This is a genomic window from Curtobacterium sp. ZW137 (genome assembly GCF_003762905.1).
Lineage (GTDB): Bacteria > Actinomycetota > Actinomycetes > Actinomycetales > Microbacteriaceae > Curtobacterium.
The window spans coordinates 808,479-830,972 of sequence record NZ_RJKS01000002.1 but is presented as its reverse complement, the minus strand read 5'-3'; the positions used below and the strand labels follow the sequence as shown (position 1 = coordinate 830,972).

The following is a 22,494-nucleotide window of genomic DNA, read 5'->3' as shown; positions in this document are numbered from 1 at the left end:
AATGGTGGGGACCACGTGAGAGCGCAGGGGCTCGACCGAGCTCCGGTGATTCGCCTTCCGAGAGGAGCTGCCATGACGTCGACCAACGTCACGAACGAACTGCACCGGGTACTGGGACAGCGGCTGGAAGGTGGTGGGACGTGGGCGTGGGCCTACGTCGACGCCTCCGCCAACGTCGAGGATCCGCGCCGCCAGGCCGCGCTGAAGCTCCGTGCCGTCGAGGAGGCGCTCCGCGCGCAGGGCTCCGATCTCGACGCGGTCGACGTCATCGCCGGTGAGCTCGAGGACACCCCGGGGATCCCGGCCCCGGTGGCTCGGTACGTGCTCGTGCACGACGGCGAACTCGTGTTGAGCGAGGTGCTCCCCGGTCCGATGCACGCGGCGGAGTCGATCGGCGCCGGAGCCGTCCCCGACCTCGTGCCGCTCGTCGCCCACCGCCCGATCGACCTGCCGTTCCTGGTGGTCCAGATCGGGAAGGACGGCGGCGGGTACCGCGCCTACAAGCTCGGGCACCCCGGGAACTCCGACGACGAGCAACGCATCCAGGGGGAGACCTTCGACCAGCACAAGGTGAAGGGCGGCTTCGGCGACTGGAAGCAGCCCCGATGGCAGGGCCGCACCGAGGAGATCTGGCGGCAGAACACCGCCGAGGTGGCGACCGCGATCGACAAGGCGGTGGAACGGCTGAGCCCCGCGCTCATCGTGGTGTCCGGCGACCTGCAGGCACGTCCGATGCTCATCGAGCGGCTCTCGTCCGATGCGCGCCGTCTCGTCAGCGAGGTGCCAGGCGGCGGCTTCGACGAGACCGTCGTCGGCGACCACGTGCGCGTCGCACTGGCCCGGGTCATCGCCGGGCACCGACACGACCTCGAGGACTCGCTCCGCACCCACGTCGGGCGCGGCGACAACCAGGCGGTGACCGGGCTCGGCCCCGTCGTCGAGGCGCTGCAGCAGGCGCAGGGCTCGACGATCGCGCTCGATGCCGTCGCGATCGGTGACCGGACCCTGCTCGCGCTCGGCACGGCTCCGTGGGTGGCCACGGCACCCGAGCAGGCGGCCGGCGCGCCGGTGATCGGCCCTGTGCCGGCGGTGTGCGCGCTCGTGCGCGCCGCGGTGCTGACGGATGCGGAGCTCGTGCTCGTCAACGCTGCGTCGTTGCCCGGCGGTGCCGCGGCGGCGGCGCTCCTGCGCTGGCCCGTCGGCCCGACCGTCCCGGCCTGAGCCCGCGGGTACGCCCCGCCACGCTGCTCTCCTGCTGAGACGCCACCGAACTCGGTGGCGTCTCAGTCGGAAACGGGCGTTCTGCTCGCCAGGAGGCGCCGGGCGCGAGGGGGCATCTCGAACAGGAAGCGCGCCGGCGTGTGGCGGAACGACCAGAACACGGCAAGGCCGAGGAGGGAGGCGGTGGTCGTCAGCACGAGCACCGTGCAGGTGGGGTTTGCGCAGAGGAGCGGCAGCAAGCCCGCATCCGTGCTGATCGCGAGCAGCACGACGATGACTGGTGTGTGGGTGAGGTAGGGGACGACCGACCACTTCCCGAGCCAGGCGAGAGGAGCAGCCCATCGCGTCACTGCCCGAGCAGCGAGGACGGTCGCAGCGGTGCCGACGAACACCTGGACGACTCCGAGCGGCGACGCGACGCTCGGGTCCGCGGTCGCGTGCAGTTCACCGATCCCGAGCCACAGGAGGACGGCGATGATCACGACGACCGGTGACGCCAGCTGTACACGAGCGATGATCCATGGTGCGAGGCGAGCTCCTGCCAGGGTGAAGAACGCGTACCCCGGGAGTCCTTGCAAGCCGGGCCCGAGAACGTGCCAAGTCGCCTCTCCGGTCATCTCACGACCCCAACCGATCACGGCGGCGGCAAGCACGAAGGTCGACGCGAGGACCGCGGCGGTGGGGAGCCGGCGTGTGGCCCATGCCAGCGTGAGGTGGATGGCGAGCGCCCACAGGTACCAGATCTCGCCGTTCGGCCGGACGACAGCGACGGCGACCCTGGCGAGTTCGCCGACGAGGTCGACGGCACCGTCGGTGGTCAGGCTGCCGAGGATCCGGTAACCGAGGACGACCGGTTGCCAGAGCAGGTAGAGCCAGAGCAACGGGAGCACCCGATCGGCAAGACGCCGTCGACCGGCCGCAGCGTCGAGCAATGCCGGCCCGGAGACGATCCCGGAGACGAGGAAGAAGACCGGCAGGGAGACCACGAGGCGGTCGAGGACCCAGGTCGCCGGAGCCGATGCGGCCGGGCTCCACGAGACCGCGTGGATGAGCACGATGCCGATGATGGCGATGCCCTTGGCAGAGTCGAGCCATCCGATTCGTCGCATCCTACAAGAGTATGTGACATACGACATGTTTTCAAGGATCCAACGCAGTCGTGCGAACGGTCCACGCGGGACCAGCGGCAGCGCCAGCGCGACGATCCCGAACGACGCTGCGAAGCCGAGCGCCGCCGACCAGGGCGCCGATGCCCGGGCCGGCGGCGATCGCGGCGGCGTCCGCCGCTCGCGAGGATCACCAGCCAGAGGGGCACCGGATTGCTGGCTGCGGCGCACGCGGCGAGGTCCGGCAATGTGGTGAGCACGAGCCCGCCGGCGATCACGCTGCGCTCGATGCCGTCGCGATCGGTGACCGGACCCTGCTCGCACTCGGCGCGGCGCCGTGGGTGGCGACGGCACCCGAGCAACCGGCCGGAGCGCGGCTCCCCTGTTCATGAATATCAGATGCTGATATTGTGATTGCATGCGAAATTCAATCACCCATGCGCGCCGGGTGGCCCGCCTGGCCGGTGTCGTCGCGGATCGCGTCCGCGCACGTCGCGACGACCGGAGGGCTGCCGACGCCGAACGTTCCCGGGCCCCGCGGGCGGCACTCGTCTACGACGGGGTGACCGATCGGAGCCTCGTCCTCGCCGGGATCGAGGTCGGCGAACGCCACCCGGAAGTCGTCCTCGTCATCGACGAGGTCCGACGAGGAGCGGCGTTCGCGGGCGTCCAGACCGCACTTGCAGCAGCGATCGGGTACGCCGACCGGACCGGACGAGACCTGCGTGTCGTCATGACGCGCTCGACGTCTCGTGGGAACAGCGCCGAACGGGCGGCGGCACTCATCGCCGAGCGCTTCCCCGGGCGCTTCGCCGGGCGCGGACCGGTCGAGGTCGTGACGAGGGAGTCGATCCCGGCAGCGGTCTTCGCAGCCGACACCGTGTGGATCGCGACCTACTGGAAGACCGCTCACGCCCTCGACGTCGCCGCTCGTGCCGGGGTCGTCGACCCGCGCCGGGTGGTCTACCTCGTGCAGGACCACGAGCCGGGGTTCCAGCCGTGGTCGACCGCGTTCGCCGTCGCCTCGTCGACCTACCGCGCAGGCTTCACGCTCTGCGTCAACTCGGAGCCGGTCGCCGCCGCGCTCCGGCAGACCGAGGGCGTCGCCGTCGCGTCCGGCCTCGTCTTCGCACCCGAACTCGACCGTGCCGGCATCGACCGTGCGGCGGCCGTCCGCGCAGCATCGACGAGGACCGCCGCCCGGGTGCTGTTCTACGCGCGCCCGTCGAAGCCGAGGAACATGTACGTCCTCGGGGTCGCCGCACTCGCGGCCGCCGCTGCACAGCTCCGGGACGCCGGCGTCATCGCCGAGTTCGTCTCCGCGGGCGAGCAGCACGAGGCCGTGGAGCTCGGCACCGGCGACGTCCTCAGGTCGCTCGGGACGCTCGACTGGAACAGCTACTTCGAGGTCCTCGGTGAAACCGACGTCGTGCTGTCCCTCCAGCAGAGTCCGCACCCGAGCCATCCGCCGCTCGATGCGGCCGAGTCGGGCGCCCGGGTGGTCACCAACGACCTCGGCGGCGCGCGGGCGGGCCTCCACCCCAGCATCGGCGCAGTGCCGGCGGATCCGGCGACGCTCGGGACCGCGGTCGCTCGCGCTGTGCTCGCGGGGCTCGGGATGACGAGCGAGGGTGCCCCCGCGGCCGCCGAGCGCGTCGCGAGCCGGAGCGACCTCGGGCGCCCGCTCACCGATGTGCTCGACGAACTCGCCATGAGTGTCGAGCCGGGCGTCCGCCTGCGTTGAGCCGTGTGGCCGCCTGCGTTGAGCCGCGCAGCCGCCTGCGCTGAGCCGCGCAGCCGCCTGCGCTGAGCCGCGCGCGCCCGGGGCGTCCCGCCCGGGTCAGTCGTGCGAGCGGTCCGCGCGCGGGACCAGCGGCAGTGCCAGGAGGGGCAGCACCGCGACGATCCCGAACGACGCCGCGAAGCCGAGTGCCCCGACCAGGGCGCCGATGCCCGGGCCCACGGCGCTCGCCGCGATGAACTGCCCCGTGTTCTGCGCGCCGAGTGCCCGGCCGGACCAGAACGGCCCGGCCGCCTCGGCGACCGACGTGTACGCCAGGCCGTTGTCCGCCACCGTGACGCTCGTCGCGATGACCAGGAACACCGCGGCGCCGGCCAGGTGCGACACGTCGACCAGCGCCAGCACGGCCATCACCACGGCGGCACTCACGGCGACGATCCGCAGCGGGCCGACCCGCGAGCCCGCGCGGTCGCTCCAGACGCCGACGAGGATCCGCCCGATCGCCCCGACGAACTGCGACGCCCCGACGAGGAGCCCGGCCGCCGGTGTCGACCACCCCAGGCCGACGAGCCACACCAAGCCGTAGGTGGAGAGCGTGAACTGCGGCACCACGAGCAGGATCGACACCGCGTGGATCCGCCACAGGAAGCCGTTCGCCCGGTACGGGTTCGCCGTGACGGTCTCCGGCGCGGCCGACCGTGCCGGACGCGGCGGGTTCGCGATCCCGATCGCACACAGCACCGCGAGCACCGCGCACAGCACGATCGGCAGCACGAGTGCTGCCCGGATGCCCGACACCTCGGCGAGCTGCGGCACGGTCACCGCCGCGAGTGTCACCCCGAGCGGCTGCGACATCTGCCGGATCCCCATCGCGAGCCCACGACGCTCCTTCGGGAACCACCCCACGACCACGCGACCGCTGGCCGCGTTCGTCGAGGCGCTCGTCATGCCGCCTGCGAGGAACGCCAGCCCGAGGAGCACCGGGTTGCCGGCCGCGGCCCACGCGGCGAGGACCGCCAGCGTGGTGAGCACGAGCCCGCCGGCGATCACGATGCGCTCGCCGAAGCGGTCGGTGATCGCGCCCCAGGCGATGAGCGTCAGGACCATGCCGAAGGTGGGTGCTGCGGCGAGGACACCCGCGAGGGTGAGCGACGTCCCCTGTGCGTGCAGGTAGGGGATGAGCAGCGCCGGAGCGGAGACGACGAGGGTGCCCGCTGCCTGCGCCGCCACGCCGAGCGCGAGCATCGTCCAGGCGCGGGCGCTGATCGTGGGGACGGGGGCGGGAGCAGTCGTGGTCACGGGAATCGTTTCGTCTCGGAACTGATTGGTATACCAAAACGGTATACCATCCGAGGCTGCCCGCCGCTAGGGTGGTTGGCCGTGACCGAATCGATCGACGCAGCAGCACCGGTGTCGCAGACGGCGCAGCTCTACGACAACCTCCGAGCCGCGATCCTCACGCTCGAAATCGCGCCGGGTGAGCGCATCTCGGAGCGCGGGCTCGAGGCCCGGTTCCACGCGTCACGCACCCCCGTCCGCGCCGCGCTGTCCCGGCTGGAGCGCGAGGGGCTCATCCTGCACGAGGGCCGCTCGTGGACGGTCACCCCGATCGACCTCGACGAGATCGCCTCACTCGCGGAACTGCGTGGCGTCCTGGAGCCCGCCGCCGCCCGGCTGGCGGTCTCGCGTGCTTCCGCGGAGCAGCTCGCCGAGGTCCGGGCGCACCTCCACACCCTCCGTCCGACACCCGACCAGCAGTCCGGCATCCGGATGGGCTCGACGTTCCACCTGGACCTGGCCGCACTCGGCGGCAACCGGTTCATCACGGAGGCCATCGCCGACGCGCTCACCCGGCTCGAGCGCACCCGATGGATCGAGGTCCGCACGCCCGAGGCCCGCGACGCCGCCTGGGCGGAGCACAGCGAGATCATCGATGCGGTGCAGTCCGGCGACGCGGACCGCGCCGCCGAACTGCTCGCCGCGCACGTCGCCGGCACCAACGACCGCCTGCTCGCGTGGATCGCGCAGGAGCGTCGCCGTCTGCGCGGAGCGGGCATGGCGATCGTCGGCGCGACCGACCGCTGAGCAGCACGGCGGCGGCGATCACCGGCCCTGCTGCGCTCGCCGACGTGACCCACCGCTGAGCCGAGCGCGCGTGACGGAGTCGACCCGGGCCTCCTGCCCGAGACCGCGTCAGCGGCTACTCGAGCCGAGACCGCGTCAGCGGCTACTCGAGCCGCGCTCCGTCGTCGGTGTCGTCGAGCGCGATCGCGCCCGTGTGTTCGAGGAGCGCCTCGCGCACCTCTGCTTCATCGCGGCTCACGCGGATCGCGTCGCGGCGTCCTGAATGGGTCGACTGTGACATCTGGATCGTCCTTCCCGAAGGCGGGCCGAGGCCCGCGATGACGCGGACACCGTCCGCTGGTTGCGCTTCCCCACGGGACGTACTGAGGTCGCCCCAGTGTGGTCCGCTGCGTCCGCGGAACGCAAGGGTCCACACCGCGCTGTGGAGAAGTGTGTCGGGGACCGGTGCCTAGGATGGTCCGCTGTCGGGGCGGCTCACTCCCGGCGTCGACGAACGGACGGACGGGAGGCACGGGTTGAGCGAGCAGCGCACCGCACCTCCCACGGTCTACGACGTCGCCTCCGCGGCGGGTGTGTCCATCGCCACCGTCTCGCGTGTGCTCCGCACCCCGGACGCCGTCCGGGAGGGCACCCGTGACCGCGTGCAGGCAGCGATCCGGACGCTCGGGTACGTGCCGTCGGGCAACGCCAGGGCGCTCGCGGGCAAGCGCACCGGGGTGATCGGGCTGCTGCTGCCCGGGTTCGACGTGGTCCCGGACGAGCGACCGGGGCTCGTGACCGACGGCGGGGTCCGCGTGGTCGACGACCGCCGTCACGTGACGCAGCCCTTCGCGTCCAACCTGTACTTCGACGAGGTCCTCCGCGGCGCCGAGACCGAGGCCTGGCAGCGTGGCCTCGCCCTCATGGTGGCGGCGGGACGTGGACCCTCGCGCGACGTGATCGTCAACGACGTCGCCGGCCGCGTCGACGGACTCGCGGTCCTGGCGCAGACCGTGCCGGACGAGCTGCTCGAGCACGTCGCCCGCCGGATCCCCGTCGTGGTGCTCGCCGACGACCGCCGCTCGCACGGGTTCGACTCGGTGAGCGTCGACAACGCCGCCGGCATGCGCACCGTGGCCTCGCACGTGATCGGCCGGCTCGGGATCGACTCGATCGCGTACGTCGCCGGTCCCATCGACTCCCCGGACGACATGGAGCGGTGGACCGGGTTCCGGGCGGCGCTCGCCGACCACGGCCTCCCCGTCGAGTCGGTGCGGACCGTCCACGGCGACTTCGGCCGGGCCCGCGCGCGGGAGCTCGCGGCGGCCCTGCTCGCCGATGCAGCCCCGCGGGCGATCGTCTGCTCGAACGACCAGTCGGCGCTCGGCGTGCTCGACGCCGTCGCGGCGCGGGGGCTGCGCGTGCCGGAGGACGTCGTCGTGACCGGGTTCGACGGCATCGACGCCGGACGGTTCTCGTCCCCGCGCCTGACGACGGTGCACCAGCCCATGGGCGAGCTCGGGCGGGCTGCCGTGGCGGCGATCGTCGACCGGCTCGAGCGTACCGAGGGGCCGCCGCGGTCGGTGCGCCTCCCCGTCGAGGTGCTCCTCCGCGAGAGCTGCCCCCCGGCGCTCTAGCGCCGCGCGCCGCGCCGCCGCGGCGCTGCCGCGCCGCTGCCGCGCCGCCGCGGCGCTGCCGCGCCGCTGCCGCGCCGCCGCGGCGCTGCCGCGCCGCTGCCGCGCCCCTGGGTCGTTCCGTGCGTGGTGAGTCGTTTCGCGCGTGGGGGGTCGGAACTTCCCACCACCAACGCGCGTTTCCTCTTCCCAGAGCGGCCGAGATGGGACGGATCGCGCGTGTTCCGTGGCGGGGCCGAGCCGAGCCTCCCGGCAGTCCCGCTGAGCGGCAGCACCACCCGCCCGCTGCCCGCCGAGATCGCACGAACTGTCGCATCGGTGCGCCTGACGCGACACAAGGTGCGATCTCAGCGCCCCTCGGCGGCCGTCGGCGGCACGCCGTGCGATCTCAGCGCCCGTCGGCGGCCGTCGGCGGCACGCCGTGGCCGCTCGAGGGCCGCGTGCGCGGAGCCGGCGCACGCCGAGCACGCGGCGTTCCGGGGTGCACCACAAACCCCCGGTTGCAAAGCGCGATGTAAGCGCATACATTGTCCCGGTACCCACTCGACACGGAGGTCGACCGAGCAATGACGCTTCCCCCACAGCGCACGCGCTCCCCGCGCGTCCCCGGCGCACGCCGTGGCCGGCGCGGACGCCTGATGGCGGCCCTCGCCGGGCTCGCCATCGTGGCCCTCACCGCCACCGGCTGCAGCATCCAGGTCCGGTCCCAGCCGGACCCGAGCATCGGCAAGGACACGATGCTCATCAACGCGGACCACGGCAACCCGCTGTTCGACCGCAACTTCAACCCGTACATCGCGAACGCCCGTACCGCGTCGAAGTGGATGTACGAGCCCCTCATCGAGGTGAACCCCCTCGACGGCAAGCGCAACCCGTGGCTCGCGAGCTCCTGGACGCAGCCGGACGCCAAGACGATCGACATGACGATCCGCAGCGGCGTCAAGTGGTCCAACGGTGACGCCTTCAGCGCGAAGGACGTGGTCTTCACGTTCGACCTGCTGAAGAAGTTCCCGGCGATGGACCTCAAGGGTGCCTGGCAGCACATCGCGAGCATCGAGCAGCAGGGCCAGCACGTCATCTTCCACCTGAAGTCGGAGGACGTCCCGAGCCTGACGATCATCGGGCAGACGTACATCCTCGGTGAACAGCACTGGAAGGACGTCAAGGACCCGACGACGTTCCGCGACCCGAACCCGGTCGGCACCGGCCCGTTCGTGCTCGGCAACTACACCGACCAGCAGTACTCGATGGACAAGAACAAGTCCTACTGGCAGGCCGACAAGATCGCCATCAAGCACCTGATCCTGCCGGCGACGAACACGCAGCTCGACACCGTCACGCGTGGCTACGACTGGGCGTACGCGTTCATCTCCGACGTCCAGGGCACGTGGGGTGCAGCCTCCAAGACGAACACGTACTGGTTCCCGCCGGGGGGTGTGATCGGCCTGATCCCGAACCTGACGAAGGCGCCGTACAACGACGTCAACGTCCGCCGGGGCATCTCGCTCGCACTGAACCGTGACGACATCGCCGAGACCGCGACCGAGGGCAACCTCAAGGCGGCGGCGCAGACCGGCCTGATCCTGCCGAACCAGGAGCAGTACGTGAACGACAGCATCCCGGACAAGGGTGTCGTCACGCAGGACACGAAGGCCGCGATCGCGAGCTTCGAGAAGTCCGGCTACACGGTCCAGGACGGCAAGATCGTCAAGGACGGCAAGCAGCTCGAGATCAACATCATGACCGCGAACGGCTACTCCGACTGGCTCCGCGCCGCACAGGAGGTCCGCCGCAACCTGACCGCCATCGGCATCAAGGTCACGATCAGCGCGCCGCAGCCCGCCGGGTACCAGTCGAACATCAACAACGGCACCTTCGACATGGCGATGGGCGGCATGGGCAACGGCGACGTCTACCAGGCGTTCAACTCCCTGCTGAGCTCCGACTTCTACCAGCCCGTCGGCAAGTCGACGGTGAACAACTACGAGCGCTACAAGAACGCCGACACGCAGAAGCTCCTCGACGAGTACAAGGCGACGACCGACACCGCGAAGCAGCAGGAGATCCTCGATCAGCTGCAGGAGGTCGTGTACAACGACCTGCCCGTGATCGGGATGTACTACGGCGGCCTCTGGGGCCTGTTCAACACGTCGAAGTTCGTCGGGTGGCCGAGTGCGGACGACCCGTACATGGCGCCGCAGAACTACGACTCGGCTCCGCTGCTCATCTTCTCCAAGCTCCGACTGCGCGACAGCGCCGCGGGACGCAAGATCCTCCAGGAGCAGAAGTGAAGTACATCCTCCAGAAACTCGTCCTCTTCGTCCTGACCCTCTGGGCCGCGGTCACGCTGAACTTCGTGCTCCCGCGACTCATGCCGGGCAGCCCGACCGACGCGGCCCTGGCGAAGCTCAGCCAGAACGGCCCGGTCACCGACGCCACCAAGAAGGCCATCGAGGCCCAGCTCGGCGTCCCGACCGGCAACCTGTGGGACCAGTACGTCAGCTACCTGCACCAGGTCGTGACGCTCGACTTCGGTGTGAGCTACACGTTCTACCCGCAGGACGTGGGGTCGCTGGTGGCCCGCGCGCTGCCGTACACGCTGATCCTCGTCGGCCTGGTCACGATCATCGCGTTCGTGCTCGGCACCCTGATCGGTGTCGGCGCAGCGTGGAAGCGCGGCACCTGGCTCGACTCCCTCCCGACCCTGTCGGGGAGCTTCATGTCGACGTTCCCGTACTTCTGGACCGCGCTCCTGCTGCTGTTCTTCCTCGGCTACGTCCTGCACTGGTTCCCGACCACGGGCGCGTACTCGGCGACGACGACACCGGGCCTCAGCGGCGCCTTCGTCGGTGACGCCCTGCAGCACGCGATCCTGCCGGCCGTGACGATCCTCGTGACGAGCCTCGGCGGCTGGATCATCGGCATGCGCAACGCGATGATCAACACCCTCGGCGACGACTACGTCACCTTCGCCGAGGCGAACGGTCTCCGTGGCCGCACGGTCGCGATCCGCTACGCCGCCCGCAACGCGATCCTGCCGAACCTGACCGGCTTCGGTCTGGCACTCGGTGGTGTCGTCGGCGGTTCGGTGCTGGTCGAGCAGGTGTTCGGCTACCCGGGCATCGGCTACCTGCTCTTCAACGCCGTCATCGGGCAGGACTACCCGCTCATGCAGGCACTGTTCCTGATGATCACCGTGTCGGTGCTCATCGCCAACTTCATCGTGGACGTCCTGTACGGCGTCCTGGACCCGAGGACTCGACGATGAGCACTGTCGCAGTACGCACGCAAGACGCACCGGAGCAGCAGGCTCCGTCCCGATGGAAGAGTGCAGCCCGCCAGTTCGGCGTCGTCTGGGGCAACACGAAGGCCCGGATCGGGATCATCATCCTCGCCGTGTTCGTCGTCGTGGCGCTCGCAGCACCCCTCCTCGCCCCGTACGGCGCGTCCCAGAACGGCTTCGCCCGTTCCGCCGACGCGACGTGGGCGCACTGGATGGGCACGACCGCAGCCGGTGAGGACGTCCTCTCCCAGATCATCTACGGCGCACGCATCTCCGTGATGGTCGGTGCGGTCGCGGGCATCCTGTCCACGCTCGTCGCCGTCGCGATCGGTCTCAGCTGGGGCTACGTCCGCGGCTGGATCGCCGAGGTCATCGGGTTCATCGTGAACCTGTTCCTCGTCATCCCGGGGCTGCCCCTGATGATCGTCATCGCGGCCTACCTGCAGAACGGCGGGATCGCGGTCATCATCGCGGTCATCGTGGTGACCGGCTGGGCGTGGGGTGCTCGCGTGCTCCGCTCCCAGACGCAGTCGCTCCGCGGTCGCGACTTCGTGACGGCGGCGCAGTTCTCCGGTGAGGGTGCGACCCGCATCGTCTTCCGCGAGATCCTGCCGAACATGACCTCGCTCATCGTCGGCTCGTTCTTCGGTGCCGCGACGAGCGCGATCCTCGCGGAGGCCGGCCTGGAGTTCCTCGGCCTCGGCGACTCCTCGATCGTCAGCTGGGGCACGATCCTCTACTGGGCGCAGAACTCCAACGCGCTGCTCACCGGTCAGTGGATCCTGCTGTTCGCCCCGGGTCTCTGCATCGCGCTCCTCGCGATGAGCCTGACCCTGATCAACTTCGGCGTCGACGCCGTGTCCAACCCGCGACTGCGCGAGGGTGCGCGGCCCCGTAAGGAGCGAAAGAATGCCTGAATCCACCCTGGAGGCTCGGCCCGACTCCGCCCCGCGGGCTGCGGACGTCCTGCTCGACGTCCGTGACCTGTCGGTGGTCTACGAATCGGCCGGACAGACCGCGGTCCAAGCGGTCGACCACGTGTCGTTCTCGCTGCGGAAGGGCGAGTTCGTCGGCCTGGTCGGTGAGTCCGGTTCCGGCAAGTCGACGCTCGGCTACGCGCTGACCCGTCTGCAGAAGCCGCCGGCGCGCACGAACGGCGGCAGCATCGTCTTCGCGGGCAAGGACATCCGCGACCTCGACGAGGAGGCGCTCCGGCAGCAGCGCCAGGGCGGGTTCGCCATGGTGCTGCAGTCCGGCATGAACGCGCTGAACCCGGTGCGCACCATCCGGAACCACTTCATCGACATCTTCAAGGCCCACGGCCACGTCCCGCGCGAGCGCTGGGACAGCCGGATGCGGGAGCTCGTCGGCAAGGTGAAGCTGCCGGACTCGATGCTCGCCCGGTTCCCGGGCGAACTCTCCGGCGGCATGCGACAGCGCGTCTCGATCGCGCTGGCGCTGTCCCTCGAGCCGCAGCTGATGGTGTTCGACGAGCCGACCACGGCGCTCGACGTCCTGGTGCAGCACGCGGTGATGGACACGATCATCGAGCTGCAGCGGTCCGAGGGCTTCACCGCCGTGCTGATCTCCCACGACCTCGGCATCGTGCTCGAGGCCACGGAGCGCGTCCTCGTGATGCACGAGGGCCGGATCGTCGAGGACGGCGGCTCCCGCGAGATCCTCCGCGACCCGCAGGACGAGTACACGCAGATGCTGCTCTCGCACTACGCGGACCCGCGCGCCGAGGTCGTCTCGCTGCCCGGTTTCCCGGACCGCTCCCTCCGGGGGGAGTCCGGTGCCAGCCGCCAGGAGACGACGACCTCGCACGCGACCGTCGGTTCCCGCGAGCGCAGTGCCGCGAAGAACCCGATCGTCGTCGAGGGCCTGGTGAAGACCTACGCCCCGCCGCGTCGCGGTGAGGACCCGGTCCGCGCCGTCCGCGACGTCTCGTTCACGCTCGAGCCGGGGCAGTCCCTCGCGCTCGTCGGCCAGTCGGGTTCCGGCAAGTCGACGATCGCGAAGATGCTCACCGGCGTCGAGAAGCCCACCTCGGGCACCGTCCGCTTCGGTGACCTCGACGTCGCGAAGCTCGGACGCCGAGGCCTGCGCGACCTGCGCTCCGAGGTGCAGATGGTGTTCCAGGACCCGTACGCGGCCCTGAACCCGCTGCACACCGTGGAGTACACGCTCACCCGTCCGGTCGTGAACTACACCGGGCTCCGCGGCAAGGACGCCCGTCGTCGGGTGCTCGAGCTCCTCGAGACCGTGGGGCTGTCCCCGGTGGAGCAGTTCGCGCAGAAGCTCCCGCACCAGCTCTCCGGCGGGCAGCGGCAGCGTGTGGTGATCGCCCGGGCGCTCGCGAGCGACCCGCAGGTGATCATCGCGGACGAGCCGGTGTCGATGCTCGACGTCACGCTCCGCGCCGGTGTGCTCGCACTCCTCGAGGACCTGCGCGAGCAGTGGGGCGTCTCGCTCCTCTACATCACGCACGACCTGCTGAGTGCCCGGCTCATCACCGACGACATCATGGTGCTGCACGACGGCGCCGTGGTGGAGCGCGGCCGGACCGCCGACGTGCTGCAGCACCCGCAGGACAGCTACACGATCGACCTGCTCGACGCGGTCCCGAACCCGCGCCGACGGCTCGCGGAGGGACTGATTTGACCACGCTGCACGACTTCGAGGCGGTCCCGTCCTTCGGGCACCTGCCCACCCCGGACGGCGTCGACGTCGTCGGCATCGACCTGCCGATCGGTCGGCTGACCGCGTACCGCGTCGTCCCGGACGGCGCGAGCAAGGGCACCGTGCTGATCGTCCCCGGGTACACCGGCTCGAAGGAGGACTGGCGCACGTTCATGCCGCTCCTCCGCGATGCCGGCTGGACCGCGGTGGCGATCAGCCGTCGCGGTCAGGCCGATTCGGCAGCTCCGGCGGAGCCGCGGGACTACGCGCTCGAGGCAGAGGCCGCCGACGTCGTGCGCGTCGCACGGCTGCTCGACGACGGGGCGCCCGTGCACCTCATCGGGCACTCCCTCGGCGGCGTCATCGTCCGTGCGGCTGCGATCCAGGACCCGAGCGCCTTCCGCGACGTCGTGCAGTTCTGCTCCGGCCCGTACGGCTGGCCGTACCGCAAGGTCACCGAGCTGACGATCATGCACGACACCGGCGGGAACAACCGCACCCTGTTCGACGCGACGAACCCGCTCTGGGCCGGACGCCCGGACGAGGAGCTCCCGGACGACGTCCGCATGGTCCGTGAGCGGTTCGACGCCACGAGCCCGCTCAGCGTCACCGCCGGCGGCCACATCCTCGAGGACCACACCGACGCGTCCGCCGAACTCCGCGCCACCGGCCTCCCGGTGCTCGTCACGCACGGCGAGTGGGACGGCGCCTGGCCGATCCCGTGGCAACGCGCGATGGCCGAGGACACCGGCGCCGAGTACGTCGTGATCCCGGAGAGCTACCACGGCCCCCAGGTCGAGAACCCGCTCGGGACGGTCGCCGTCTTCGATGCGTTCTTGGCGAAGCACTGAAAGGACCCATCATCACCACGCTCAGCTTCCCCGACGGTTTCCTCTGGGGCGCGGCCACCGCTGCCCACCAGATCGAGGGCAACAACGTCAACAGCAACTGGTGGGTGCACGAGCACGAGCCGGACACCACGATCGTCGAGCCGTCCGGCGACGCCGCGGACAGCTACCACCGCTACCGCGAGGACATCCGCATCGCGGCCGAGCTCGGGCTGAACTCCTACCGCTTCAGCATCGAGTGGGCGCGCATCGAGCCCGAGCGCGGGTTCGTCAGCCGCGCCGAGGTCGACCACTACCGGCGCATGGTGGAGACGTGCCACGAGTTCGGCATCGAGCCGATCGTCACGCTCATGCACTTCACCGTGCCGCGCTGGTTCGAGCGCGACGGCTTCTGGCGCGCCCCCGACGCGGCGGACCTGTTCGCCCGGTACACCGAAGCCGCGCTCCCCGTCGTCCAGGACGGCGTCCGCTACGTCTGCACGATCAACGAGCCGAACATCGCGGCGATGCTCGCGGGTGGCGAGGACGCCGCGAACCTGGTCGCCTTCGGCCTGCCGAACCCGGACCTCGGGGTGGCCGACGCACTCCTCGCGTCGCACAAGCGCTCCCGCGAGGTCCTGTCGCAGGTGGACGGCATCAAGTCGGGCTGGACCATCGCGACGCAGGCGTTCAAGGCGTCGGGTGAGCCCGGCTCCGAGGAGATGCTCCGCGAGTACGGCTACCCGCGCGACGACTGGTACCTGGAGAACGCCGCGGGTGACGACTTCCTCGGTGTCCAGGCGTACACCCGGACGTTCATCGGCCCCAACGGTCCGCTCCCCGTCCGGGACGACGTCGAGACCACCCTCACGGGCTGGGAGTTCTACCCGGAAGCCTCGGCCGACGGTCTCCGCAGCGCGTGGGAACTCTCCGGCCACGTGCCGCTGATGATCACCGAGAACGGCATCGCCACCGCCGACGACACCCGCCGCCAGGCCTACACGCAGGGTGCCCTCGAGGGGATCCACCGCTGCATCGAGGACGGCATCGACGTGCTCGGCTACCAGCACTGGTCCCTCCTCGACAACTACGAGTGGGCGTCCGGCTTCCGGCCGACCTTCGGGCTGGTGTCCTGGGACCCGGTGACGTTCGAGCGCACCCCGAAGCCGTCCGCGCACTGGTATGGCGGTGTCGCGACGGCGAACGCCCTCGAGTCCCAGGCCGACTAGGAACCCGACGCCAGCAGCTCGGCCGTCGCCGGTTCGCGCAGGAGATCTGCGCGGTCCGCGGCGGTCGAGCCCTCGTCGTCCCGGGCGTCCCGGTCCACGTCGAGCTCGAGCGCGGCGCGCACCGTGTCGACGTCCCCGGAGTCCACCGCGGCGATCAGCACCGTCGCGCCACGTGACCCCCGTGTCGTGGTGTCCGCGCCCGCCTCGGCGAGGCTGCGCACGATCGCCGCGTGCCCACCCCAAGCAGCGCGGACGATCGGCGTGTTGCCGTCGCTGTCCCGGGCCTCCAGGCCGGCGCCCGACGCGACCAGGACGTCGACCGCAGCCCGTGCGTCCCGGTCGATCGCCAACGTGAGCGGCGTCCGCCCCTCGGAGTCCGGCAGGTCGATCGATGCGCCGCGGCCGAGCAGCTCGGAGAGCATCTCGGGGCGGTCGAACCACGCGGCGGCGTGCAGCGGGGCGAAGCCCCAGCGCGGGTCGAGGTCGTCGACGTCGCTCGCGTCGTCGGCCAGGTGCAGGCCGCCGAGGTCGCCGTACGCCGCGGCACGGACCACCTCGTCCGCCCACTCCACCCAGCCGTCCGGCACCGGGCCGTGCCACCCGCGTGCCGGTCGTGCTTCGAGGTCGGTGAAGTCCTCCTCGTTGACGCTCCGGACCTCGACGGTGACGTCGGTGAAGCGGATCGCGACCTCGCCGACGGGGGAGACGAGGAGCCGGAGCTCCCAGCCGTCCCGACCGACGTGCTCGATCTCTCCACGGGCGATGTGTGCGTCCCCGGCGAGCAGCGCCTCCGGCTCGAGCACTGTCGGATCGATCACGGCGTCCTCGAACCGCAGTGCGACGCGCGCGTGGTTCCAGCGCCGCCAGAGACCCTCTGCGGTGTCGAGCACCTCGTCGTTCCGGACCATGACCTGCGCGTGCAGGACCACCGGGTCGGGCTCGCCGTGGTCCGGGAGTGCAGCGGTGTCGTCGGTCTCGGCCGCTGCGTGCCGGTGCGCCGGCTCGACGGTCCACTTCGCGATCCGGGAGTCGCTCCACCGGACCGTCGCGAGAGCGGCGATCGGGGGCGGGGCGTCCTCCAGGAGGCGGGCGAGGTGTTCGGCGTGGCCGTCGAAGTCCTCGAGCGACACGTAGCCCACCGCGGGCCAGTTCACTCGGGACCAACGCATGGGGTCGAGACTACCGGGGCCTACCGCTCGGTCGCGGAGTTGCCCGTGCCGTGGTCCTCGACCTCGGCGTGACCGCCGTGCTGGACGACGTTGTCGTTGCCGGCGAACACGATCTTCGCAGCGGAGTCCGCAGTGACCTTCGTGGCGTTGCCCTCGATGACGAGGAGGTCGAGCGCCGGGAGGGTGATCGTCGTGCCCTTCTTGGCCGCACCGACGATGCTCACGGTCTTGCAGTCGCCCTCGAGCGAGAAGTCGCCCGTGAGCTTCGAGGCGAGGACGGTGGCCTGCCCGTCGACGCACTCGTCGTAGACGGTCTTCGCGACGCTCGGCGCGGTCGAGGTGCTCGAGGTCGGCTTCGCGGTGTCGGGCTGGCTCGCGGCGCAGCCGGTCAGGCCGGCGAGGGCGACGGTGGCGGCGAGGGCGGCGATGACGGTACGGGCACGCATGAGGGCTCCTTGGTTCGGGTGTGATCGGCGCGGCTCGATGGGGCACGCGCCTCATCAGTGTCCAACATGTCAATATTCAGTGTCAAGCATTGCAATATCTCGCATGTGAAATTAGATTGGGGATGTGGCCGTGCTTGCGGTGCACCACCCGATGCGCTCAGAAGGAGCCCCCATGTCAGCTCGCAACCAGACCGTCGTGATCGTCGGACAGGGGTACGTCGGACTGCCCGTCGCCATGCGTGCGGTCGAGGTCGGCTACGACGTGATCGGCATCGACGTCGACGTCCGCCGGTCCTCAGCGCTGCAGGAGGGCCGGTCCTACGTCGAGGACGTCCCCGATGCCCAGGTCCGGAGGGCGCTCGCATCCGGGCAGTACGTCGCCACGGACTGCTACGACTCGCTCGTCGAGGGCTTCGACATCGCCGTGATCACGGTCCCCACCCCGCTCCGGGACGCCGCACCCGACCTCAGCTACGTCGAGCAGTCCGCGGCGTCGCTGGCCGAGCACCTCCGGCCGGGCGGCACGATCATCCTCGAGTCCACCACCTACCCCGGCACCACGGACGAGCTCGTGCTGCCGATCCTCGAGCGCGTCTCCGGGCTCACCGCCGGTCGGGACTTCCACCTCGGGTACAGCCCGGAGCGGATCGACCCGGGCAACGCGACGTGGGGGTTCGTCGAGACGCCGAAGGTCGTCTCCGGGATCGACGCCGCCTCGCTCGAGCGAGTGCAGGACTTCTACGGCGCGCTCGTCGACACGACCGTCCCGGTGTCCGGCACGCGTGAGGCGGAGCTCACGAAGCTCCTCGAGAACACCTTCCGCCACGTCAACATCGCCCTCGTGAACGAGCTGGCCGTGTTCGCCGACCTGCTCGGTGTCGACGTCTGGGAGTCCATCGACGCGGCCGCGACGAAGCCGTTCGGGTTCATGAAGTTCACGCCAGGACCCGGCGTCGGCGGTCACTGCCTCCCGGTGGACCCGAGCTACCTGTCGTGGCAGGTCAAGCGCTCGCTCGGACGCACCTTCCGGTTCGTCGAGCTGGCGAACGACGTCAACGACCACATGCCCGACCACGTGGTCGAGCGGATCGCGGGCATGCTCAACGACGCCGGCCGCCCCGTCCGAGGATCGCGGATCCTGCTCGCGGGACTCGCGTACAAGAAGAACTCCGGGGACACGCGCGAAGCACCGTCCGCCCGGGTGATCGAGTTGCTCACGTGCATGGGGGCAGAGCTCGTCGGTGTCGATGCGCACGTCGAGGACCACCGCTGGCCGACGTCGGTCATCCGCGCCGACCTCACACCGGCGCTGATCCCGACGATCCACGCTGCGATCGTGCTCACCGAACACGAGGGCGTCGACCTCGAGCTGCTCCGCGGCATCCCGACGCTCGACACCCGGAACACGCTCGGCGCCGGCGGCTCCGTCGTCGTCCTCTGACGCGGGACCCGATCACCATGCTGAAGATCGTGCAGTACGGCGTCCACGACGTCACCTACCCGCGGAACGCCCGCGTGCGCGCCGCGTTCCAGGACCGGTTCGACGCCGAGGTCGTGGTCGTCACGCAGTCCCGGGCGTCATCGCGGCTGCGGCGGATCCGGCAGGACCTCCACGGGCTGTGGCGTGCCTCGGCCGGAGCGGACGTGGTCATGCTCGCCGAGATGCGGTTGACGCACGCGCCGCTCGTCTGGCTGGTCGGACGACTCCGCCGCGCGGTGGTCGTGATCGACCGGTTCATCGGTCTGCACGAGACCGCGGTCGAGGACTGGGGGTCGGTCGCCGCCGGAAGCACCCGTGCCCGTCGGTTCGCGTTGCAGGACGCGATCGCCACCGGACTCGGGGACCTCGTCGTCACCGACACGGCGGTCCGAGCGCGCGCGCTCTCCGCGGTCACCGGCCGGGAAGTGCTCGACCTCCCCGTCGGCGCGCCTGCCTGGGCGGGCTCGACGGCTCCGATCCGACCGGGCTCCCGGCTCCGCGTGCTCTACTACGGGAACTACATCCCGCTGCACGGCACCGAGCTCGTCGTCGACGCCCTCGCCGAGCTCACCGCCACCCGTCGCTTCACCGCGACGTTCGTCGGCAACGGTGTGCGGCGCGCCGCGATCGAACAGCGCGCCGCAGAGCTCGGCCTGCGCGGACGCATCACGTTCCTCGACGCCGTGTCCGAGTCCGAGCTCGCCGAACTCGTCGAGCGCCACCACGTCGTCCTCGGGGTGTTCGGGTCGTCCACGAAGGCGACGAGCGTCGTCGCGAACAAGGTCTGGCAGGGACTCGCCGCCGGACGGGTCGTCGTCACGCAGCGTTCAGCCGCGGTGGAGGAACTCGCGCGCATCGCCGGCCCGCTGCTGGTGCAGACGGATCCGGGTTCGGCACACGCGATCACGAGCGCGCTCGCAGACATCGAGCTCGACGCGCTCACCACCGACAGCGCCCGGGCGCACACCGCGCAGCTCGCGGCACGGCTCGAGGACTTCGTCGCCGTGCGGTTCGACCGGTTCTCCCGACGACTCGCCGCACTCGTCGCGGGCGGCCCCCGGTGAACGCCCGTCGCGTCACCCGGATCGGCGCCCAGCTCGCGCTGTACGTCGGAGCCCCACTCCTCGGTTCGCTCGCCCCGCTCGTCGTCATCCCCGCGGTCACGTCGCAGTACGGCGCCGCCGGGTGGGCGAGCGTCGCCGTCGCGCTGTCCGTCGGGCTCGCCGGTGCGGTCATCGGCGAGCTCGGCTGGGTCGTCGTCGGCCCCCAGAAGGTGTCGAGGGACCGCGCGGCAGCGAGCGGCCTCTACGAGCGCGCCCTCGCCTCCCGGCTCGTCGCCGTCGGGGTCCTCGCCCTGCCGGTCGCCGTCGCGAGCGGCACGCTTGCGCACGAGCACCGGACGGCCGCGGTCCTGCTCGGGCTCGGCATCCTCGGCGGTGCGCTCAGTCCGTCCTGGTACTGGACCGGACTCGGCCGACCGGCGACCATCCTCCTGGTGGAGGCGCTCCCGCGCATGACCCTCGCGCTCTCGGCCGCCGGTGCGATCGCGCTCGGCGCTCCGCTCGAGTCCTACGGAGCCGCACTCTGTGCGGCGGCGGCGCTCACCGTGCTGCTGTCCGCTCGGACTGCCGGCGTCCGTGCCTGGCCGTCTCGTGCGGCGTTCCGCGCGGCACCGTCGACCGCCCGCTCCCAGTCGGTCGTGATGCTCGGACGGACGATCAGCACCCTCTACCGCGCGCTCCCGGCAGCGCTCCTCGCCGGAGTCGCCCCCGGGGCCGTCGCGACCTTCAGTGCCGTGGACCGGCCGCTCCGGATGGGGCTCCAGTTCCTCGCCGTCGTCCCGCAGCGCCTCCAGACGTGGGTCGGTGTCGAAGACCAGGTGATCGCACGGCGACGGGCCGTCCAAGTCGTGCTGATGAACATCGGTCTCGGGGCAGCAGCCGGTGTCCTCGTGCTCGCCGCGATGCCGACCTTCGTCGCCGTGCTCTTCACCGGCGTGGTCGCCGTCGACGGCGCCCTGGCAGCGATCGCCGGGCTGCTCGTCGCGGTAGTCTGCGCAGCACGCGGCTTCGGCCTCGCGCTGGTCGCACTCGGCCGCGCGGACGCCTCGACCTGGGCTGCCGCGTCCTCGGCGGTCGTCGGGATCCCGGGTGCGGTCCTCGGTGGCGTGCTCGCCGGTGCGGAGGGAACGATGGCAGCGCTCGTGATCGCGGAGTTCGTCGGACTCGTCCTGCAGTGGGGCATCCTCGCACGGGCCGTCCGGGCGCCGAGCGGCGCCGGCAGCGGAACCGCGCAGAGCGCCAGGGGCTGCACCGACGCCGAACGGCTCCGGTCGTGATCCTCGCGGCGCTGGTCGGCCTCGCAGCGCTCGCCGCAGTCGCCACCGGCATCGTGCTCGTCCCGGTGGACGCACGTCGCGGGGCCGCGGTCGTCCTCGCGCTGGTCCTGCTCCTCGTCGGTGCCGGTTCCGCCGCACCGGCCATCGTCCGGGACGCCGTGGTCTTCGGGAGCGCGGCGGTGCTCCTGATCGGGCTGCTCGCCGGCGGACGCCGCCCCGCCCGCGGCGGCCCGGTGATCGCCATCGCGGTCGTGTTCCTCGTCGTCGTGCAGACCGTGACGATCCTGAACGCGTCCTTCGCGACCCTGCAGTTCACCCGACTCGCCGTCCTCGCCGTGCTGGCACTCGTCGCGGTCAGCGGCTTCACCGCCCGGGAACGCCGGATGCTCCTCACCGCATTCATCACCATCGGCGTCGTCGAGGCCGGCCTCGGACTCGTCGAGTTCGCGGTGACGCACCGCCCGATCCCGTGGGGGAACCGGCTCTACGCCGACGGGTCCGAACCGTCCCTGCGGAACCCCGTGCTCCCCGGATCACTGCTGCGCGTCTCCGGCACGCTCGGCCACCCCATCCCGTACTCGATCGTCCTCGGGCTGGCCTTCGTGGCACTGATCGCGACGGCACGACAGCGGCCGCGACTGCTGTCCGTGACGATCGGTGCGGCGCTGTCCGCCGGGGTCCTCCTCTCCGGCAGCCGTACCACCCTGATCGCACTCGCCCTGGCGCTCGGGTTCCTCCTCTGGACCTCTGACGCGACAGGGCGGGCCGTCCGCATCCTCATCGTGACGGTCGGGGTGCTCCTCGGGTTGGTGGTCTTCTGGCCGGCACTCGGCGCGTCGGTGGACCGGCTCCTCGGCTCCGGGTCCTACACGAACCGCGCCGGTGCGTTCGAAGCGGTCCCGGCGCTCCTCGGACGCGATCCGCTCGAGATGTTGTTCGGGAGCGGCTACGGCACGGACATGCTGCTGTACCAGCGGGGGCTCTTCCCGCAGAACGGGTTCTGGATCATCGACAACCAGCTCGTCACGACCCTCGGGACGGAAGGACTCATCGGGCTGTTGCTCGTCGTCGGGTTCCTCGTGACGTCGTTCCTCCGGGGCGACCGCACCCGGCGGGCGTTCCTGCTGATCCTGTTCGTCACGCTGTTCTCGTTCGACTACTTCGGGTGGACGGTCGTCTTCTTCCTCCTGATGGTCGTGCTCGCGCTGCCCACCGCACGCGACGTGGAGCGGCCCGCCGAGGCGGAGCGCACCGTCCAGAACGCCTGACGCGCC

General features: G+C 71.0%; 19 protein-coding genes. 14 read left to right on the top strand and 5 right to left on the bottom strand.

Translation table 11 applies throughout. From position 1 onward, the window contains the following. Positions 1–72 precede the first annotated feature (72 nt). On the top strand, positions 73–1,221 hold the full coding sequence (locus EDF55_RS09050; protein WP_123654589.1) for a Vms1/Ankzf1 family peptidyl-tRNA hydrolase: 1,149 nt from the start codon (positions 73–75) through the stop codon (positions 1,219–1,221). Between the two features lie 62 nt (positions 1,222–1,283). Here the strand turns inward: EDF55_RS09050 and EDF55_RS09045 are convergent, their stop codons facing one another. Further along, on the bottom strand, positions 1,284–2,330 hold the full coding sequence (locus EDF55_RS09045) for an acyltransferase family protein (RefSeq protein WP_123654588.1): 1,047 nt from the start codon (positions 2,328–2,330) through the stop codon (positions 1,284–1,286). Positions 2,331–2,745: 415 nt separating this feature from the next. Between EDF55_RS09045 and EDF55_RS09040 the strand changes: the two genes are divergently transcribed. Next, positions 2,746–4,071, top strand: a complete 1,326-nt coding sequence (locus tag EDF55_RS09040; RefSeq protein ID WP_123654587.1) for a hypothetical protein — start codon at positions 2,746–2,748, stop codon at positions 4,069–4,071. 96 nt (positions 4,072–4,167) lie between these two features. On the opposite strand, the gene EDF55_RS09035 is transcribed toward EDF55_RS09040, so the two are convergent. Next, positions 4,168–5,313 (bottom strand): MFS transporter, encoded by a 1,146-nt coding sequence (locus tag EDF55_RS09035; protein WP_123654743.1) that lies wholly within the window; start codon positions 5,311–5,313, stop codon positions 4,168–4,170. A gap of 135 nt (positions 5,314–5,448) precedes the next feature. Here EDF55_RS09035 and EDF55_RS09030 point away from each other — a divergent pair, with 135 nt between their 5' ends. Next, entirely contained in the window at positions 5,449–6,153 is a 705-nt protein-coding gene (locus EDF55_RS09030) for a GntR family transcriptional regulator (protein ID WP_260235868.1), read from the top strand. 142 nt (positions 6,154–6,295) lie between these two features. On the opposite strand, the gene EDF55_RS18785 is transcribed toward EDF55_RS09030, so the two are convergent. After that, positions 6,296–6,433: a hypothetical protein gene (locus tag EDF55_RS18785; RefSeq protein ID WP_165931293.1), complete on the bottom strand. Its 138-nt coding sequence runs from the start codon at positions 6,431–6,433 to the stop codon at positions 6,296–6,298. A 235-nt stretch (positions 6,434–6,668) separates the two neighbouring features. On the opposite strand from EDF55_RS18785, the gene EDF55_RS09025 reads away from it, so the two are divergent. The 7 genes from EDF55_RS09025 (at position 6,669) to EDF55_RS08995 (ending at position 15,787) form a co-directional block, all read left to right on the top strand. Next, on the top strand, positions 6,669–7,769 hold the full coding sequence (locus EDF55_RS09025; protein ID WP_185017267.1) for a LacI family DNA-binding transcriptional regulator: 1,101 nt from the start codon (positions 6,669–6,671) through the stop codon (positions 7,767–7,769). A gap of 563 nt (positions 7,770–8,332) precedes the next feature. Then, positions 8,333–10,057, top strand: coding sequence for an ABC transporter substrate-binding protein (locus EDF55_RS09020; protein ID WP_260233354.1), 1,725 nt, complete (start codon positions 8,333–8,335; stop codon positions 10,055–10,057). After that, a complete protein-coding gene (locus EDF55_RS09015) occupies positions 10,054–11,034 on the top strand; it encodes an ABC transporter permease (protein ID WP_123654584.1) in 981 nt (326 codons plus the stop codon). Before EDF55_RS09020 ends, EDF55_RS09015 begins: the two co-directional genes overlap by 4 nt. Continuing rightward, the gene (locus EDF55_RS09010) at positions 11,031–11,966 is read left to right on the top strand and encodes an ABC transporter permease (protein ID WP_123654583.1); all 936 of its coding nucleotides are present in this window, start codon (positions 11,031–11,033) and stop codon (positions 11,964–11,966) included. Before EDF55_RS09015 ends, EDF55_RS09010 begins: the two co-directional genes overlap by 4 nt. Then, entirely contained in the window at positions 11,959–13,713 is a 1,755-nt protein-coding gene (locus EDF55_RS09005) for an ABC transporter ATP-binding protein (RefSeq protein ID WP_123654582.1), read from the top strand. Before EDF55_RS09010 ends, EDF55_RS09005 begins: the two co-directional genes overlap by 8 nt. Continuing rightward, positions 13,710–14,582, top strand: a complete 873-nt coding sequence (locus EDF55_RS09000; RefSeq protein ID WP_123654581.1) for an alpha/beta fold hydrolase — start codon at positions 13,710–13,712, stop codon at positions 14,580–14,582. The genes EDF55_RS09005 and EDF55_RS09000 overlap by 4 nt, the downstream gene beginning before the upstream one ends. A gap of 8 nt (positions 14,583–14,590) precedes the next feature. Further along, positions 14,591–15,787, top strand: coding sequence for a glycoside hydrolase family 1 protein (locus EDF55_RS08995; RefSeq protein ID WP_221180741.1), 1,197 nt, complete (start codon positions 14,591–14,593; stop codon positions 15,785–15,787). Here the strand turns inward: EDF55_RS08995 and EDF55_RS08990 are convergent. Next, positions 15,784–16,956: an ankyrin repeat domain-containing protein gene (locus tag EDF55_RS08990; protein WP_123654580.1), complete on the bottom strand. Its 1,173-nt coding sequence runs from the start codon at positions 16,954–16,956 to the stop codon at positions 15,784–15,786. The genes EDF55_RS08995 and EDF55_RS08990 overlap by 4 nt on opposite strands. A gap of 20 nt (positions 16,957–16,976) precedes the next feature. After that, positions 16,977–17,402, bottom strand: a complete 426-nt coding sequence (locus EDF55_RS08985; RefSeq protein WP_123654579.1) for a DUF3060 domain-containing protein — start codon at positions 17,400–17,402, stop codon at positions 16,977–16,979. A 172-nt stretch (positions 17,403–17,574) separates the two neighbouring features. Between EDF55_RS08985 and EDF55_RS08980 the strand changes: the two genes are divergently transcribed. Genes EDF55_RS08980 through EDF55_RS08965 form a run of 4 tightly spaced genes read left to right on the top strand, consistent with a single transcriptional unit; the run spans position 17,575 to position 22,488 of the window. After that, positions 17,575–18,843, top strand: coding sequence for a nucleotide sugar dehydrogenase (locus EDF55_RS08980; protein ID WP_123654578.1), 1,269 nt, complete (start codon positions 17,575–17,577; stop codon positions 18,841–18,843). Positions 18,844–18,860: 17 nt separating this feature from the next. Then, positions 18,861–19,946, top strand: a complete 1,086-nt coding sequence (locus tag EDF55_RS08975) for a glycosyltransferase (RefSeq protein ID WP_123654577.1) — start codon at positions 18,861–18,863, stop codon at positions 19,944–19,946. Next, entirely contained in the window at positions 19,943–21,220 is a 1,278-nt protein-coding gene (locus EDF55_RS08970; RefSeq protein ID WP_123654576.1) for a hypothetical protein, read from the top strand. Before EDF55_RS08975 ends, EDF55_RS08970 begins: the two co-directional genes overlap by 4 nt. Continuing rightward, on the top strand, positions 21,217–22,488 hold the full coding sequence (locus tag EDF55_RS08965; RefSeq protein WP_123654575.1) for an O-antigen ligase: 1,272 nt from the start codon (positions 21,217–21,219) through the stop codon (positions 22,486–22,488). The genes EDF55_RS08970 and EDF55_RS08965 overlap by 4 nt, the downstream gene beginning before the upstream one ends. Positions 22,489–22,494: the final 6 nt, after the last annotated feature.